The organism is Paenibacillus chartarius (assembly GCF_042432825.1).
In the GTDB taxonomy this organism is placed as follows: domain Bacteria; phylum Bacillota; class Bacilli; order Paenibacillales; family NBRC-103111; genus Gordoniibacillus; species Gordoniibacillus chartarius.
Genome location: NZ_JBHLWN010000054.1, coordinates 1 through 16183, shown reverse-complemented (window position 1 = coordinate 16183; position 16183 = coordinate 1). Strand labels below are relative to the sequence as shown.

Annotated in this window: 13 protein-coding genes and 2 pseudogenes; 2 read left to right on the top strand and 13 right to left on the bottom strand. The window is 47.1% G+C overall.

Annotated features, from left to right (window positions below; all coding sequences use genetic code 11):
• Window positions 1–19 precede the first annotated feature (19 nt).
• From ACFFK0_RS13965 to ACFFK0_RS13950, 4 genes are all read right to left on the bottom strand, one after another.
• On the bottom strand, window positions 20–340 hold the full coding sequence (locus tag ACFFK0_RS13965; RefSeq protein WP_062494107.1) for a rhodanese-like domain-containing protein: 321 nt from the start codon (window positions 338–340) through the stop codon (window positions 20–22).
• 16 nt (window positions 341–356) lie between these two features.
• The gene (locus ACFFK0_RS13960) at window positions 357–1142 is read right to left on the bottom strand and encodes a sulfite exporter TauE/SafE family protein (protein WP_062494109.1); all 786 of its coding nucleotides are present in this window, start codon (window positions 1140–1142) and stop codon (window positions 357–359) included.
• Window positions 1143–1223: 81 nt separating this feature from the next.
• Window positions 1224–1544, bottom strand: a complete 321-nt coding sequence (trxA, locus tag ACFFK0_RS13955; protein ID WP_062494110.1) for a thioredoxin — start codon at window positions 1542–1544, stop codon at window positions 1224–1226.
• Window positions 1545–2584: 1040 nt separating this feature from the next.
• Window positions 2585–3169, bottom strand: a complete 585-nt coding sequence (locus ACFFK0_RS13950) for a TetR/AcrR family transcriptional regulator (protein ID WP_062494112.1) — start codon at window positions 3167–3169, stop codon at window positions 2585–2587.
• Window positions 3170–3318: 149 nt separating this feature from the next.
• Between ACFFK0_RS13950 and ACFFK0_RS13945 the strand changes: the two genes are divergently transcribed.
• Both ACFFK0_RS13945 and ACFFK0_RS13940 read left to right on the top strand, forming a co-directional pair.
• On the top strand, window positions 3319–4038 hold the full coding sequence (locus ACFFK0_RS13945) for an ABC transporter ATP-binding protein (RefSeq protein ID WP_127607627.1): 720 nt from the start codon (window positions 3319–3321) through the stop codon (window positions 4036–4038).
• Between the two features lie 49 nt (window positions 4039–4087).
• The gene (locus ACFFK0_RS13940; RefSeq protein WP_377470882.1) at window positions 4088–6439 is read left to right on the top strand and encodes an FtsX-like permease family protein; all 2352 of its coding nucleotides are present in this window, start codon (window positions 4088–4090) and stop codon (window positions 6437–6439) included.
• A 237-nt stretch (window positions 6440–6676) separates the two neighbouring features.
• On the opposite strand, the gene ACFFK0_RS13935 is transcribed toward ACFFK0_RS13940, so the two are convergent.
• The 9 genes and pseudogenes from ACFFK0_RS13935 to ACFFK0_RS13895 form a co-directional block, all read right to left on the bottom strand.
• Window positions 6677–7111, bottom strand: a complete 435-nt coding sequence (locus ACFFK0_RS13935; protein ID WP_225312755.1) for an SRPBCC family protein — start codon at window positions 7109–7111, stop codon at window positions 6677–6679.
• Window positions 7112–7289: 178 nt separating this feature from the next.
• Window positions 7290–8504: an MFS transporter gene (locus ACFFK0_RS13930; protein WP_127607623.1), complete on the bottom strand. Its 1215-nt coding sequence runs from the start codon at window positions 8502–8504 to the stop codon at window positions 7290–7292.
• A gap of 5 nt (window positions 8505–8509) precedes the next feature.
• Window positions 8510–9259 (bottom strand): MBL fold metallo-hydrolase, encoded by a 750-nt coding sequence (locus ACFFK0_RS13925; protein ID WP_127607621.1) that lies wholly within the window; start codon window positions 9257–9259, stop codon window positions 8510–8512.
• Between the two features lies 1 nt (window position 9260).
• Window positions 9261–10426, bottom strand: a pseudogene (locus ACFFK0_RS13920) (cysteine desulfurase family protein).
• The gene (locus ACFFK0_RS13915) at window positions 10396–11052 is read right to left on the bottom strand and encodes a metalloregulator ArsR/SmtB family transcription factor (RefSeq protein WP_027093267.1); all 657 of its coding nucleotides are present in this window, start codon (window positions 11050–11052) and stop codon (window positions 10396–10398) included. The pseudogene ACFFK0_RS13920 and the gene ACFFK0_RS13915 overlap by 31 nt, the downstream one beginning before the upstream one ends.
• 149 nt (window positions 11053–11201) lie before the next feature.
• The gene (locus tag ACFFK0_RS13910; protein WP_062494123.1) at window positions 11202–11807 is read right to left on the bottom strand and encodes a class I SAM-dependent methyltransferase; all 606 of its coding nucleotides are present in this window, start codon (window positions 11805–11807) and stop codon (window positions 11202–11204) included.
• 134 nt (window positions 11808–11941) lie between these two features.
• Window positions 11942–13153 (bottom strand): chromate transporter, encoded by a 1212-nt coding sequence (locus tag ACFFK0_RS13905; RefSeq protein ID WP_127607618.1) that lies wholly within the window; start codon window positions 13151–13153, stop codon window positions 11942–11944.
• A gap of 825 nt (window positions 13154–13978) precedes the next feature.
• Window positions 13979–15135, bottom strand: a pseudogene (locus tag ACFFK0_RS13900) (IS110 family RNA-guided transposase).
• Between the two features lie 428 nt (window positions 15136–15563).
• Window positions 15564–15968 carry a helix-turn-helix domain-containing protein gene (locus ACFFK0_RS13895; protein ID WP_051318252.1) on the bottom strand — a complete coding sequence of 135 codons (405 nt, stop codon included), beginning with the start codon at window positions 15966–15968 and terminating at the stop codon, window positions 15564–15566.
• Window positions 15969–16183: the final 215 nt, after the last annotated feature.

Below are 16183 nucleotides of genomic sequence, written 5' to 3'. Positions count from 1 at the left end.
CCCTCCCGTTATAGAATGTTTATTTTCCGTATTCGATATCCCCGGTCCATTCGGACATGCCGCCTTGCATATTGACGACCTTATAGCCCATGGACTCGAGATATTCACACGCCAAACCGCTGCGATTACCGCTCCGGCAGATGACAATCGTTTCTTTGTCCGGATCCAATTCCTTGCGTCTTTCACCAATAGTACCTAGCGGGATATGCTTGGCGCCGGGAATATGTCCCGACTCCCATTCGTCTTGCTCGCGCACATCCAGTAAGTTCAATTTCTCCCCCTGCTCAAGCCGCTTTCGCACTTCATGGGGGAGGATAACTTTCGAATGTTTCCCAGCCATTTTCGTTCACACCTTGTTAAGTTAATATATCCACCCAAATCTTGATCACCGTTGCCGTAATGAGCGCGGCGAGAATCCATTGCAGCACCTTCACATTCATTTTCTTGCCAAGCTTGGCACCCAGCGGTGAGGCGATGATACTCGCTATTACCATCACCAGGGATGGAATCAACAGCAGGTGACCCCCCATCACTTTACCGACCGTAGTGCCAATCGAGGAAATGAACGTAATCGCCAACGATGAAGCGATAGCCACACGTGTAGGAATTTTTAGAACAACCAGCATGATCGGGACAGTGATGAATGCGCCGGCTGCGCCAACGATACCCGACAAAATACCCACGATTGCAGCGGCGATTGCTGCAACAGTTGTGTTGAAGCTAACATTAGAATAGTCAGCCCTATCCGTTTCTTTTTTTGGCATAAACATCATGACGGCCGCAACGAGCGCCATAACGGCATACGTCAAGTTAATCGCGGAATCGGGCAGAAATTTCGAACCGTAGCCGCCTATAAAACTCCCCGCAATGATAGGAATCCCCATGGCAAGGACGAGCTTCTTGTTGATAAACCCTCCTTTGCGGTAAGCAAACATGCCGGCTAACGTTGCGAAGAACACTTGCACAGCACTTACCGCAGAAACCTCTTGTGCGGTAAACGCCGCAAAACCAAGTAAAGGGGGAATATACAGCAGCATCGGATATTTAATAATGGAACCTCCGATCCCGATCATTCCTGAAATCAGAGAACCGATGAAACCAATAACGAAAAGTGTGAGGATCCAACCGAAATCCAGTTCCATAAGACACCCCTTTCGTTAGTATTATTCCGATTCAAGTTACTTCCAATATACCTATAGGGGTATTTTTTCAATTAAAAAAAATTAATTTGCGTATTGCATGATGAATGCTTTCAGTTTATTTAACGGCTGAATACCAACGAATGTTGTGGCTTCTCTCCCGTTAACAAAGAGTTTTAATGTAGGAATACCTTGGATTCGGTATTTTACGGAGGCGAACGGATTTTGATCCACATTTAATTTTGCAATAACCGCCTCTTTATCCACTTCATCGGCCAATTGATCCAAAACAGGAGCCATCATGCGGCATGGTCCGCACCACGGGGCCCAAAAATCAACCAGTACGATTTTGTTATTCTTGATGATTTGATCCAAGGTATCGTCCGTTGCTTTTATTGTTGCCATGAAATCGCCCTCCTTGTGATTAATGTAATATACCAATACCCCTATGGGTATATTAAAATATTTGTGATTAACTGTCAAGATTATTTGTAACATCAGACGCCGAATCAGATTAAACAAACCAGATTTTTCGTCACAAAGGCGGTTGGATCACTAAGGCAAGAACCTTGCTACGCCCATTGTAGGCACCTGCCATCAATTGTTGGCTAGATTAGTTTCAATGATCTTTGTACATGAAGACTTGGAGTCTGAATGTGGGTGAACGAGACAGAAACATTGATGAAGCCAGACTGTATCCAGTAGGAGAGGCTACAATTAAACGTGTTGTCATAATAAATTCCCGAGAGGTTTTAATAAAGGGGTGTCTCAGATCATATGTAACGTTGGGAAAGCACAACAAATTAAAAGGATTTCAATTGGAGTAATCATTATTGTATTAGGCTTATATTTTAGAAGTTGGTAGGGACTAATTGGATTGGCACCAATCATTACTGGTGCGATTCGTGCCGCTAAATGCAATTCTAGGAATGCAATTCAATGACATCTTTCTGGTCCGTAAACCAGCTTGCCGCAAATGGTGCAAAAATAAACATAAGAATTCCTACAAAAGACATAAAGAGAACGGCCACGCCGGTCGGTCAGAAGCCCATATCGAAAAGCATCTTCGAACCGTTTAGCTCCATTATTCTGCCCGACAAGGGTTGCGGCCGCTACGCCAAACCCATATCTGGGCAGGCAGAAGTATATTTCAATGTTTCCGGCAATCATATGAAAATGCGATCTTTGATTTTTGAATCTTACCATACAACATGACGGTCCCAATGATCCGAACGATTACCGTAGCCAAAGCCGCCCTGACAATCCCCCAGCCAGCAAACTCATAAAGGCCTTAAATAAAGATTTAATCAAGACAGATATGAATGAATTGATCCTGATGCTTTCATCGGCGTTTTCATATCTCCAGAGGCACGAAGAATACTACCTAATACGCTCATAAGCGAAATAAAGATGGATGGAATGGCAACGATCAGTCCTTTATTTCGTTATTCTTCCCAACCGATCCCATTGAGAATCAATTGATGGAACATCCGATCCATTTCGTACGCAGAATAATGCGCATTCCGATCCATCCACCAAATCATGAGCGTCATCAGTGTATTGACGACAAATTCAACCGCCAAGTCTTGGGGAATCAACGATGAATCAGAAGATGACAACTGCATTTCGATTTCTTCCCTCGCCAAATCTGTGATCATCCGTTTCATATGGTGGAGAACAAGCGCCCCGCTCTGCTTGCCGACAGTTGCCCGGTAAATTTGCTTGTGGCTTTGTACATGCTGCAAGATGGCGAGGCTAAAGCCAAAACTTGTTCTCCCTGTTTCTTCTGCAATAGTGCGTTTGGACATCTGTTCCTTGAGAAACTCGCGAGTCCTGTTGATCGTGTCTACAAGAAGCTCCTCTTTGTCGACGAAATGAAAGTAAAAAGTGGATCGACCAATATTCGCCCGATCGATTAAATCCTGAACGGTAATGGCTTCATACCCCTTCTCGACGATTAAATCCAGAAGCGCTTCGTGCAGCATGGTACGCGTTCGCTGTACCCGCCTGTCTTCCTTCTTGTCTGACACGAATTACCCCCCTTTTGTTGAACAATGTGTAAAAAGTTGTTTCATAACGAACATGGAGACCGCCTTTGATTATTGTCGAGTTCCCACACGAACATTATGATCGAAATTGAACATCATGTTCAACAAAAATTTTAGAGGAGGAACCGAAAATGACTCAAGGGAGCCCGCTCATTTCTCTTCGCCGTGTGTTCAAAACATACGCATCGCCATCGGGGGACTTCACTGCGCTCAAAGAAGTGAACTTGCAAGTGCAAAAGGGGGAATTCGCGGCTATTGTCGGCAAGTCAGGCAGCGGAAAGTCAACCCTTATCAATGTGATTACCGGAATCGACAGCCCCACTTCCGGAGAAGTGTTCGTCGCCTCTACAGCCATTCACTCACTGAATCAGGAGCAGCTTGCGATCTGGCGCGGGAAAAACGTCGGTGTTATCTTTCAGTTCTTTCAATTGCTGCCTACGCTAACCGTAGCGGAAAACGTCATGCTTCCGATGGATTTCTGCCATACGTATCCGGCACGCGAAAGACGAGAACGGGCGGTTGCACTTCTGAGCAAGGTAGGCATTGCCGAGCAGGCGGACAAACTGCCATCCAATCTCTCCGGCGGACAACAGCAGCGTGCAGCCATCGCCCGGGCGCTGGCGAACGATCCACCCATCCTGGTTGCCGACGAGCCGACCGGCAATCTCGATTCTCATACGACGGACGTCGTGTTGAATCTCTTTGCCGAGCTGGCATCGGAAGGTAAAACGGTGGTCATGGTTACGCACGAGCGCGATTTAAGCCGATATTTCACAAGATCGATTTTGCTGTCCGACGGAGCCATCGTGTCCAATACAGCAGCGGTCAAGGAGGCTTTGCATCATGCTTAGTCCTCGCCTACGGAAAATGCTACGCGATCTCCGTATCGCCAAGGGACGAATGGTCATGATGGTTCTCTCCATCGCGGTCGGAATCTTTGGCATTGGAACGATTCTGAGCGCCTACACGATTCTAACCCGTGAAATGAGTCTGAATTATCAAAGCACGAATCCAGCTTCCGCTTTCTTGGAATTGGATCATATTGACAAATCCCTCTTAGACGGAGTACGTAATCGACCCGGCATCGCAGGTGCGGAAGCGACGGCTTGGGTGGAAGCCAGAGTCGAAGTGCGGCCCCAGGAATGGAAACCGCTCCTTATCTTCGGCGTGGAAGATTTCAAGAGCATGCGCATCAGTACTTTCCGTCCCGAATCCGGCGCTTGGCCGCCTTCGGAAGGTTCGATATTGCTCGAACGCACCGCGCTTCAGCTCTTAAAAGCAAAAATCGGAGATGCCCCGCGCATTCAAACACCCGACGGTCAGAAGCTGAATGTTGCCATCACAGGAACCGTCCATGATCCGAGCTTGGCACCATCGTGGCAGGAGCAAACCGCCTACGGGTATGCCGCCCCTTCGACGTTGGCGTTGCTTGGCGAAACCGACGCCTTTCATATTTTGAAAGTGCTCGTCAAAGATCAGCCAATGAACTCGCAGGCAATTGAACGGACAATCGGAGAACTGGCCGTATGGTTGAAACAGCAAGGACATAAAGTCGGAGAAATCCGAATTCCGCCTCCCGGAAAGCACCCGCACCAGTCCCAGATGACGGCAATTCTGATCATGCTTCTTATCTTCAGTCTATTGGCACTCACGCTCAGTGCCATTCTGATTGCCACGATGATCGGCGGACTGCTTGCAGGGCAAATTCGCCAAATCGGCGTCATGAAAGCGATCGGTGCGCGAACGAGCCAGATCGCCGCCCTGTATCTCCTATTGATCATGCTTGTAGGTTTTGCAGCCGTCCTGTTAGGTATGCCCACGGGCATTGCAGCTGGACGAGGTTTTGCGGTTACGGTTGCAGAACTTTTAAATTTCACGCTGTATAGCGATTCCATTCCGTTGTGGAATTACGTCGTATTGCTGTTGGCCGGTATACTCGTTCCTTTTCTTACGGCACTTGTTCCCATATGGAGAGCAACGCGGATTACCGTCCGGGAAGCCATCAACGATTTTGGCACAAGCAGGAAGTCTTTTGGCTCCAAGCGACTCGATATATGGCTCGGAAAAATACGAGGACTGGATCGAACACTGATCCTTGCCTTGCGCAATACGTTTCGTAGAAGAGGACGATTGTTGCTCACTCTTAGCTTACTGGCAGCTGCGGGCGGCATGTTCATGACAAGTTTAAATGTCAGAACAGGCTGGGAATCGATTTTGTCCGATGCAGTTTCGAATCGTCATTATGATTTGGAAATTCGGCTGAATCGTCCGGAGGCGGAGCACCGAATCATCCAGATCCTTCAAAGCATCCCCGAAGTCCGGCATGTGGAAGCTTGGAATCGTGAACCTGCCGCGGCGATCCGAACCGATGGTTTAGATATCATTCGAACTTACCCGGACGGGGGACACGGCAGCTTTACGCTTCGCTCCGTTCCAGCAGATACGGAAACGGTTGAATTGCCGCTATTGAAGGGACGATGGCTTCGAAGCGGAGATTCCGATAACGCCGTTGTGCTAAACCATAATGCCCATGCTTTATTTCCAGAGGTGAACTTGGGGGATCCCTTATCGCTAGCGATTAACGGAAATCCGGTTCAATTGCAGGTGGTCGGCATCGTGCGGGAAAACCTGTCACCCGCAGCAGCCTATGTATCCCCGTCAGGATATACCAAAGCCGTCGGACTTTCGGGGCAGACGAACGCCTTGAGAGTCGCATTGAAGGACCCCGGCACCGTAGACAGGGTTCAACAAGAAATCGAACGCGTGCTCGAGAAAGAAAACGTCAGGGTGGAAGCGGTGATTTCGGAGACGATGCTAAATGAAGCGGTAAGTGGCCATGTCTATATCCTCATCTTTGCCTTGATCCTGATGTCGGTCATCATGGCAGTCGTCGGCGCACTAGGGCTCATGTCGTCGATGGGTACAAACGTAGTCGAGCGCACCCGTGAATTCGGAATCATGCGCACCATCGGCGGTCGATCGAGGACGGTTCTTCGGAACGTCGTCAGCGAAGGGATATTTATCGGCCTCATGAGCTGGGTAATTGCCCTTGTCATCTCGTTGCCGGTGTCTGCAGCCGTTGGAAATCTGATCGGAAATTTGGCCTTTCGTTCGCCTTTGCCTCTCGTTTCGTCGCCGACAGCCATTTTGATTTGGCTCGTCATTATTATCATCGGATCAGCAACTGCAAGTGTCTATCCTGCATGGAAAGCATCGCGGCTGACCATTCGGGATACGCTCGATTACATCTAGGAAGGAGAGAACCATCCATGAGAAAAAAGGCACTCGTAACAGTCATTATCCTCGCTGTGATCGCGTGGATAGCAGTGGCCTTTCACCAGATCGACTTTATCGATATGGTTAAAAAAATGCACGGAGGATGAAACCATGCCAAATGATTAGCTGAGAGATCGTCTATTTTTTCAACTGAAAGCATCTCACTGAAAAGTCGCTGATTTGTTGCATAATGCAACAAATCAGCGACTTTTTCTAACAAGCGGTCTGACCCCCGGATACGCCGACATAAAGAACATCTCCGTTTGTATCCGACTCAAGTTTTGACTTTAAGCTCGATAACACGTCATCCCAAGCATGGATATGCCATTGTTTTGCTGCAGACCAACCTTCGGAATCTTTCCAACCGTTATGCTTTAACGAAACCTTTGTATTCTTCCCGTGTGCAGTGAATGTTACTTCAACGACCGTTAGCTCGTTAGGCTGATTCATGAGTTCGGCGAATTGATCCGGATCTTTCAAATCAAAAACCAAGACCTTCGGTATTTCAATCTTCAAAACCTTGCAACCTTTTGTGCTCATCGTATCTTTGTCAGCAGGGTTAAAATAAACCTCGTATTTGCCTCCAACTCTCGGCTCAATCTCAGCAGCATGTGTAAACCATTGCGCTACCCGTCCGATTCGGTCCATGTTCTCCAGACCGAATCAATATCTGATTGAATCACTACTTCTTTCTGAATGGACATGACTCTCTTCCTCTCTTTCTAAGCGTTTTTACCATTTTATTCTGATAAAAGATTTTCCCGAAATCATTCCGGATTTTGCTGACTCACCGGGTGTGTAGTCCACGCAGTAAAGGTAAAGAAGCCTATTTTTTCAAAGACTCTTTCATCCTGTAAAACGACACAACGCCCGCAGCCAAGGGCAAAAGGGATAGAATCGCTATGGCAGCCTTAGAATCAATCATATCTGAAACGAAGCCGGCAAACAGCGCTCCAAACGCATATCCGCTGTCTCTCCAGAAGCGATAGACTCCCATCGCCGATGCTCTCCAGGAAGGATCGGCCACGTCGCTAACCGTTGCCTGGAGAGTCGGATAAACCATCGCGGTTCCAAGTCCAATAACGATAGCGTCTAATAACCATGCGGTATAGCTGTGCGAAAAAGCAAAAGATAACAGGCCAAGCCCTTGCAAAGTCATTCCCGCAACGATCAGAGGTTTTCTTCCCCATATGTCGCTCAGGGCGCCGGTAAGCAGTTGAAAGGTTCCCCACGATATCGGGTATGCGGCAACGATAACCCCTATCTCGCCGACCGTTAACCCTTTATCCAGCAAGAATAATGGAAATAGCCCCCATGCCACCCCGTCTTTGAAATTGGTAGCCAGCCCGGAGATGCTGCAACTCGAAAGCGTTCGCTCTTTCCAAGTCACCAACTTCATGATGATTGTCGATGAATACTCGGATTGAGCAGATTTTGTCACGTTTTGAAGCGTCAAATGTTTTTCCGTAGCATTCACGGTTAACGAAAGCAGAAATCCGACCAACGCAAACCCGAGTCCCCATAAAAACGGCTCCGGGCGCAAAGATGAAACGGATGCGATGTACCCCGTCATGGCAGCGGCAGCCGAGAGACCTAAATAGCCGGCTGCTTCATTCAGACCGATCGCAAATCCCCGCTCATTGCTTTTCACCAGGTCGATCTTCATGTTCACCGTCATGGACCAAGTCAAAGCTTGATTGATTCCCAGAAATAGATTGGCAACAATAATAACCCACCATTCATGCGCCGCAATGACCAGCAGGGGCACGATGAAACCGAAGCCCCAGCCCGCCAGCAATACTTTTTTGCGACCGAATTGCTCCGCCAACCTGCCTGCAAAGTAGTTCACGATCGCTTTTGAGAACCCGAACGATACGATAAATGACAATGCTGCGCTAGTAGAAGCAAGTCCAAACTCTTGCTCGCCAATGAGCGGCAAAATGGTTCGTTCCATTCCCACCATGGAACCGACGAACAAATTGGTGAATACAAGCATGAAAAAGTTGAATGCGTTGTTGCGAATGCCTTGTCGAGGAGTCATTTCGGTCATGGCTTATTCGTTTGAAAACCGGAGTTATATGCTCGAATCTCCTGGTATCCTGCGGGAGGTTCGGGAATATTTTCGGTCATGAAGGCAACAAATGCTTCTCTCTCCTTCAGACGCAACGCTTTATTGGATTTCTTCTCAAATCCGATGGTGGAAGAAGGTTTGCCGCTCAAGCTCCTGCCGCATACCGAACCGGAATACGCTCCGGGATACACTTCGAGTTCATCCGGCAGAACCAGAATCTTTTGAAACAAGCTTTCGTACAGCTGCATTGCGCCCGCCTTGACGTCACTCGCCAGTTCCGTCCGACCCACATCTCCAACCATGAGAGTGTGCCCCGTTACGATAAACCAAGGATCGTCGCCGCGCGCCCGATCCGTTACGACAAGACTGAAATGCTCTGGGGTATGACCGGGCGTATGAAGAATTCGAATCACGGTGTTCCCGGCAACGATTTCGTCCCCGTCCTCGACGGATTGAAACGGAAAAGCGGTTGCCGCTGATTGATGCATGACATAAGCTGCGCCTGTCTTTTTCGCCAACTCTCGCGCGCCCGAAATATGATCGGCGTGAAGATGAGTATCGATCACATAACGAATGTCCATGCCAAGACGCTTGGACTCTTCGATATAGAAATCCACGGCTTCCTCGACCGGATCCACGACAACCCCTTGCGACCGGCTGCCGCACCCAAAGAAATAGGAAATGGCCACCACCGGATCGTGATGCAAGTATTGACGAAATAACATTTCAAACGCCTCCTTTTGTGATGCAAGGTATCCGTTCTTTTATGATGGATAAGGCTTTCTTAACCGTCTCTTCAGTCGTATATCTCCCCAGACTGAATCGTACGGCTCCTCTTCCCTTCTCTTCAGGAACTTTCATGGCCGATAAAATCGGAGATAACGATGTGCTTCCCGTGTGGCATGCGGAACCCGTGGTGGCCGCGATCTCGGGCAATCGCTGAAGAATATCCTGCCCGCTGTAACCGTGAAAATTGATACTGAACGTATTCGGCAATCGATGAACGGGATGCCCGTTCAATGATATCGCGTCTTGAAAGTGATTTTTCAATTCATTCCAGAAATATTGACCGAGTGCTTTGAGATGTTCGGCAGATAAATCCTGAGCGGCCAACTCTGCCGCTTTGCCAAGCCCGGCAATATACGGAACGTTCTCGGTTCCGGCCCGCCTCCCCGATTCATGCCCGGGACCATGGATAAGCGACTCAAGAACAACACCGCTGCGGATATATAACGCTCCGATCCCCTTGGGTGCATAGAACTTATGACCCGCGACGGATAACAAGTCAACCCCGAGCTCATGTACATTAACCGGTATCTTCCGACGGATTGGGCAGCGTCCGAATGCAAATAAATTCCGTGCTTTCGGGCGATTCGGGAAATTTCCAATATGGGCTGGATCGTTCCCACTTCGTTATTGGCATGCATGATCGAGATGAGAATGGTTTGATCGGTGATCGCCTTTTCGACATCCTCAGGAGAGACGAGACCGAATTCATCAACCTCGAGATAGGTAACTTGCGCACCTACTCTTTCAAGAAAACGACAAGCCTCCAGAACGGAAGGATGTTCAATTTTTGTTGCAATGATATGATTTCCTCGTCTTTGACGGCCAAAGAATACGCCTTTCAGCGCCTGATTATTCGCTTCGCTGGCTCCGCTTGTGAACACGATTTCTTCCGGATTGCAACCCAAAAGAAGCGCAACACTCTCCCGCGATTGATGGATGGTCTCCTGAAGCGAATGGGATGCCCAATGATTTGCAGAAGGGTTGCCGAACCGGTCAACCAGAAACGACTGGATTTCCTTCGCTACTTCTGGAGCAATGGGAGTGCTTGCGTTGAAATCCAGATAGATTCGGTTTAGTGAAGGCTTCCCGTGTGTTTTTTCCATTCATGCACCCCCTCTTCCAATCGGTAAGCGAGGAAACCTTTGTTACGCAGCTCCAAGACGGCTTGTGCCGAGTACACACAGTATGGCCCGCGACAGTAGATTACAATTTCAAGATCGCTCGGCAGTTCATTCATATGTTCAGCCAGCTCATCAATCGGAATGGAAATAGCGCCAGGAATATGATCATATTCGTACTCTTCGGAAGGCCGGACATCAACGAGAATGATTTCCCCCTGTTTATGTTTGGCCAATGCTTCTTCCAGAGAAATCGTATGAAAACCGCCGTGTGGGGGCATAAATTCTTCTTTTATCTTTTGAATGTCTGCAAGCTGCTGTTCCCCTGTTTTCCACATAGACAGCAATAGTTCGTTTACTGCCGTGTTCGCCAACTCATAATACACATAAGTTCCCCTCTTCTTGGACGTCACCAAGCGGGCTTCGGAAAGAACCTGAAGATGTTGGGAGACGTTGGCGATGGTCATATCCGTCTGCTGGGCAAGCTTTTCGACGGACTTGGCCCCCTGTGACAGCAGGTTGAGAAGTTCAAGGCGTCTCTCGCTGGATAAGCATTTTCCGATCCGCGCGAATTGTTTATAAATCGCATCTTTGAAAGGTCTTCCGTTCATGTTGTCCATCTAAAACCACCCAATATTCAAGTATTCACTTGAATACTAAAACAAATTCATTGCCCTGTCAATACATAGAAATTGCCGATTGCCAGGGTCAATAAAAAAAGCTTTCATCCCGTATGCATGGGACAAAAGCCGGTTTGGATCTATTTATTCGGGGCAGCCCACACCAGGTATACAGCTCCCAACATATGCCGCTCGACTTTCTTTATGTTCAGGTTCGTATTCTTAAGAATCTGCAAGATGTCTCGTTTAAGATGGCATCCGACCATTTTCTTGAACAACGGATCCACCATCTTTTGAATCCGGCCGACGAACCGATATGAGCTGATTCCATGTTCCATTAATAAAATCTGTCCGCCCGGCTTGCACCACTTTTGAATATTACTTAATACTCGATGTGGATCTTCATACCCGCAAAACGTCAATGTGGATACGATGGTATCAAACAAATCGTCCGGAAAGGAAAGCGATTCAACATCGGAAAGAGTGAATTCCGCTTGAATACCGCTTTCAGCAGCTGCTTCTTTTGCTCTGCTCATCATTTCCTTACTAAAATCGACTGCCGTCACTTCAACGTCCTTAGGGTAAAAATGAAAGTTGGCTCCCGCTCCTACACCAACTTCCAGAACACGTCCCTTTGCGCAACGGATCAATTTTTCACGCCACTTTTTTTCCGATTGCTTCCTTCTTCTCATTTCGTATATTTTTGCTTGTTTGTCAAACTTTCGAATTAATTTCTCAGTGCTCATGTCATACACCCTCTTAAGATTCAGGCTTTGAACATCCTTAACAGGAGATCCGCGTGAAGCAGTGGCGGTTTAGTCGTATTCTGAACTTATTGCATCTCAATTCCCTGAATCATGGCAATGTATGCGATCCATTTTCAAATCAGTCCGAGCAGCGTTCCGCCTATCGCACCTATGATAACAACAACCCAAGGCGGTATCTTCCAAAAGACGAGCATCAAGAACAGAGTCGAAACCAAGGCAAAATCAGCAGGAGCCAGAATAGCCGTCGTCCACAGCGGGTTATATAATGCAGCTAACAAGATGCCGACGACCGCTGCATTAATCCCGATCAGCGCCCCCTGTACTTTAGGGCTTTTTCGCAAGGAATTCCAGAAGGGTAGCGCGCCTATGATCAACAGAAAAGCAGGCAGAAAGATGGCCGCTGTAGCGATCATAGCTCCTTTCACTCCGTTTATCATCGCACCTAAATAACCGGCAAAGGTGAATAACGGTCCAGGCACCGCTTGCGCCGCACCGTAACCGGCTAGAAAGTCTGCCTCGCTGATCCACCCTGTCGGTACGACTTCCCGTTCAAGCAGCGGAAGAACAACGTGACCTCCGCCAAATACAAGAGAACCTGCCCTATAAAAGCTGTCGAACAAGGACAGCCAGTCCGCAACACCAAATTGTCGAAGCAGAGGCAAAGCGATCAGGAGTCCAAAGAAAAGAGACAAGCAGATGACGGCAAAGCTGCGACTGATAGGAACTGACAGGTTCGGTGCTTCAGGTATTGCCGTTTTTCTGTATAACATAAGTCCAGCTATGCCCGCGACAACAATAAGCAGGAACTGGCTGAAAGCTGTCTGCCACAAGAGGGTGGCGGACGCTGCAATAATGGCGATTGTCGCTCTATTTCGGTCAGGGGTCAGTTTTTGTCCCATGCCAAGAACGGCTTGAGCGACAATGGCTACGGCGACGATCTTAAGGCCATGGATCCATCCTGCGCTTTCAATATCAAATCCCTGCAAAAGAAAGGCGAACAGAACCAGCGCGATGACAGATGGCAGCGTAAAGCCGAGCCAAGCAGTCAGCCCGCCAAGCAAACCGGCGCGAATGACACCAATCCCGATTCCGACTTGACTGCTGGCAGGACCGGGAAGAAACTGACAAAGCGCGACCAGATCCGCATAACTCCGTTCGTCCATCCATTTGCGGCGGCGTATGTATTCGTCATGAAAATAACCGAGATGAGCGATCGGTCCTCCGAATGAAGTGAGACCGAGTTTCGTGGATACGGCTAATACTTCCAGAAGGGCCCGAGGTTTGCTTTTGGGCTCATTCTGGACAGCGACATCATTCTTTTCCACGTTCTGTCATTCCTCCTTGTCAGTTCAGAAGAATACAACACCTAAATGACAGGGTCAGCTTGACTGGTGTTTTGATGCGATTTATGATCGAACCATCAGCCTCGTATATCTCGTAAAAATCAGGTGCGTATATCTTTTTCCGCGCATAACCTTTAAGTGCCTGGTTCGTATATCTTGGCTGAAAAAATCCAAGTTATGCGAGGACAAAGCGACAAAAGCGAAGTGGGGAATCAGCGAAATCCCTTATGGGACAAGGGTTTCAAGCATTTCTGAGGGAATAAAAAATGGCTCGCATAATGCGGCGTTACGCTGTCGAGGGCTTCTTCGCGTTTACCGACGGAAAGTCTGTATGCCCTGGCAACCATCTTAAATCCACTACGATCTATACAGAGTCCTTTTATCAAGACATCTTTGAATCCGCTCCGTTCTATGCAAAGTCTTCCAAACATCTTCGAAACCACTTTGTTTTATACAGACTCCTTCAAGCTAGTGAAGACTTCCTCGAACTCGCGCCGGCTAGTGTTATCATGTACTGATTCACTTAAAACAAATATACCACTACCAACAATAAATGGTAATGGCATATATTCGATCTTTCGTCCTTCCCCCAATTGCATATAACCGCTAATTCATCAACGTCACAGATTCTATTATTCTTTACCTTACAAAGGATTCCTTTTTTCTGTGAAAATCAAAATCCACGTTTGGTCGGACATCGTCTTCTAAAAGTAGCAGGATTTGCAAAAAATGAACAATAGGATGCCCGGGGCCCAACCTCGGATTGCGCCAAGTATAGGATTTAATGAAGTTGGTCATACTATTAAGTTAACCTGTTGGCGAAATATACTTGCGACCACCCTCTATATAAGGCTGTCTTTGCTTTAGCATGTGGTAACAGATGATGAGTATTTTTCGTGCAATGGCTATGCATGCTTTTTTCTTGCCGCGTCTGGATGCAATTTTCCAAAATTTCGTGGAGAGTTCGGTGTGCCTCGAACGAGCGATTGCCCAAGTCGCTTCGCATAAGGCAACTTTCACGTGACTGTTTCCCTTTACGCTCTTTGTACTTTTTTTTTACCCGCACTTTCATGATTTCCTGGCGCCACACCTGCCCAAGACGATAGCTGTTCAGCAGATGGGAACTGGTTCATGTCCACACCAATCTCTGCAATAATCGAAGCGGCGGTTGCTTCACTAACACCAGGGATCGTTTGTAGCAATTCGTACTCTTCGTGATAGGGTTGTAGGTGCGATTCGATTTTAGCTTCCAAACTCGCAATGGATTTCTCGAGAAAGGCGATATGTTCCCAACAATCCCGAATCAATTCCATTTGGTGAGTCGTGATGGTGCCCACTAGAGAATCTGCTACTAATTGCTTCTTGTTTCGTATGGTACCCTTCACGCAATCGTCGATATCGGGTGCATCAATGTAGCCTTGCTTGATGAGTCGTTGTAAAAGGTTTCGGCCAGATACACCAAATACGTCGGAAATGACAGTGCCCAACTTGACGTTGCTAGCTTCAAGGTACTTTTGAATGCGGTTCTTTTCAGCAGTCAGATTGCCAACGCGTTTTTTACGAAGTCTACATAGGTCACGCAGTTCCCGCAAATCTTCCGATGGTACAAAACTGCGCTCGATCAAGCCGACTCTCAACAATTTAGCGATCCATTCCGCATCACAGACATCGGTTTTACGCCCTGGGACATTTTTTATTCGCTGAGCATTAGCAAGCGTTACATCAAAGTAGCCCTCAAGAATGTTATATACCGGCTTCCAGTAGATTCCTGTACTCTCCATGGCAACATGGGATATGGATTTGGATTCTAACCACTCCAGCAATTCAAACAGGTTTTTTGTTAGTGTTCCGAATGTTCGAATTTCGCTTTCCACAGAGCCATCATCCTTGGTATGCATCGCGCAAACCACGATGGATTCCTGATGGACATCCATCCCTGCACAGTTTGGAATAAGTACTTCCATATGAAACAACCTCCGATACGCATGAATCATGGTGACGGATCAGCTCGAACTACAGCATTTTTCTGTACGCAGTCACTGAATGGGCTCTCAGGGCTAGCATCGGTTTGTTCTCAGAGCAGATCCTTACAGTTTTTGTGACGGGGTAACTCCACCATAAAAAGCAACGTATTACTTCACCATGGTGGTATTAGTATAGGAAGTAACTTCCATATCCAAACTTGCGTAAATTTTCATCAACGGTTTGCGATTAGGAAATCATGAATGTTTTTGTCACTAAACTGCCCGCTAGTTCAAAAAGGACGCTCCCGCTCCTTCGCTTGGGCTACGTCCTCCTCATTATAATAAAAGTACATATGCGGGGAGCATGTATTGCTTTAATAAGAGACTTATCTTAAGCTAAGCGAAAATCCTTTATTTTCATTAAATAACTATATTGATCTTAAATTTATTTTTACTCGTATAAACTCAATTATTTCGTTCTTGTCATAATCATCAAGTTTTCTAAAAACTTCAATCAGCCTTTTCTCGAACTGATCTTCATATGTCGTCCCATCTTCTGCAGCGACACCAGTTAATAACCAGTTTATGTTCACATTATATTGTGTTCGAATAGATATTAATGTTTCCGCAGACGGATTACTATTTCCCATTTCAATTTCACTCAGGTTTCCTTGAGAAATGCCTATACTTTTTGCAAACTGAATTTGGTTTAAATTGTTCTCTTTGCGGATACATTTGATTCTATAGCCAATGTCACTCAACAATTTCACCACCAATCGTAAAATCCCGTATACATTTATTTCTACACAAATTAAAAGGGAGCCACGAATCATTCCCCGGGCTCCCTTCTAGATGCTGAATCATCTTGCATATCGGTTCATGACATCTTTTTTTGGTTCACAACATCTTTTACTGGTTCACGACATCTTTTACTGGTTCACGACATCTTTATCACTGGACAACTGGTTCCAGACTTTTTTATTACAGTATGCACCGAAAATAAAGTCGTATAGCCCCACCCCCACATCTCCACACCGCTCAACCCCTT

What these genes read in the sequence shown, in the direction of transcription:
- ACFFK0_RS13965 (WP_062494107.1), bottom strand. Translation starts at nt 340, where the DNA reads ATGGCTGGGAAACATTCGAAAGTTATCCTCCCCCATGAAGTGCGAAAG.
- ACFFK0_RS13960 (WP_062494109.1), bottom strand. Translation starts at nt 1,142, where the DNA reads ATGGAACTGGATTTCGGTTGGATCCTCACACTTTTCGTTATTGGTTTC.
- trxA (WP_062494110.1), bottom strand. Translation starts at nt 1,544, where the DNA reads ATGGCAACAATAAAAGCAACGGACGATACCTTGGATCAAATCATCAAG.
- ACFFK0_RS13945 (WP_127607627.1), top strand. Translation starts at nt 3,319, where the DNA reads ATGACTCAAGGGAGCCCGCTCATTTCTCTTCGCCGTGTGTTCAAAACA.
- ACFFK0_RS13940 (WP_377470882.1), top strand. Translation starts at nt 4,088, where the DNA reads ATGGTCATGATGGTTCTCTCCATCGCGGTCGGAATCTTTGGCATTGGA.
- ACFFK0_RS13935 (WP_225312755.1), bottom strand. Translation starts at nt 7,111, where the DNA reads ATGGACCGAATCGGACGGGTAGCGCAATGGTTTACACATGCTGCTGAG.
- ACFFK0_RS13930 (WP_127607623.1), bottom strand. Translation starts at nt 8,504, where the DNA reads ATGACTCCTCGACAAGGCATTCGCAACAACGCATTCAACTTTTTCATG.
- ACFFK0_RS13925 (WP_127607621.1), bottom strand. Translation starts at nt 9,259, where the DNA reads ATGTTATTTCGTCAATACTTGCATCACGATCCGGTGGTGGCCATTTCC.
- ACFFK0_RS13915 (WP_027093267.1), bottom strand. Translation starts at nt 11,052, where the DNA reads ATGAACGGAAGACCTTTCAAAGATGCGATTTATAAACAATTCGCGCGG.
- ACFFK0_RS13910 (WP_062494123.1), bottom strand. Translation starts at nt 11,807, where the DNA reads ATGAGCACTGAGAAATTAATTCGAAAGTTTGACAAACAAGCAAAAATA.
- ACFFK0_RS13895 (WP_051318252.1), bottom strand. Translation starts at nt 15,968, where the DNA reads ATGATTCGTGGCTCCCTTTTAATTTGTGTAGAAATAAATGTATACGGG.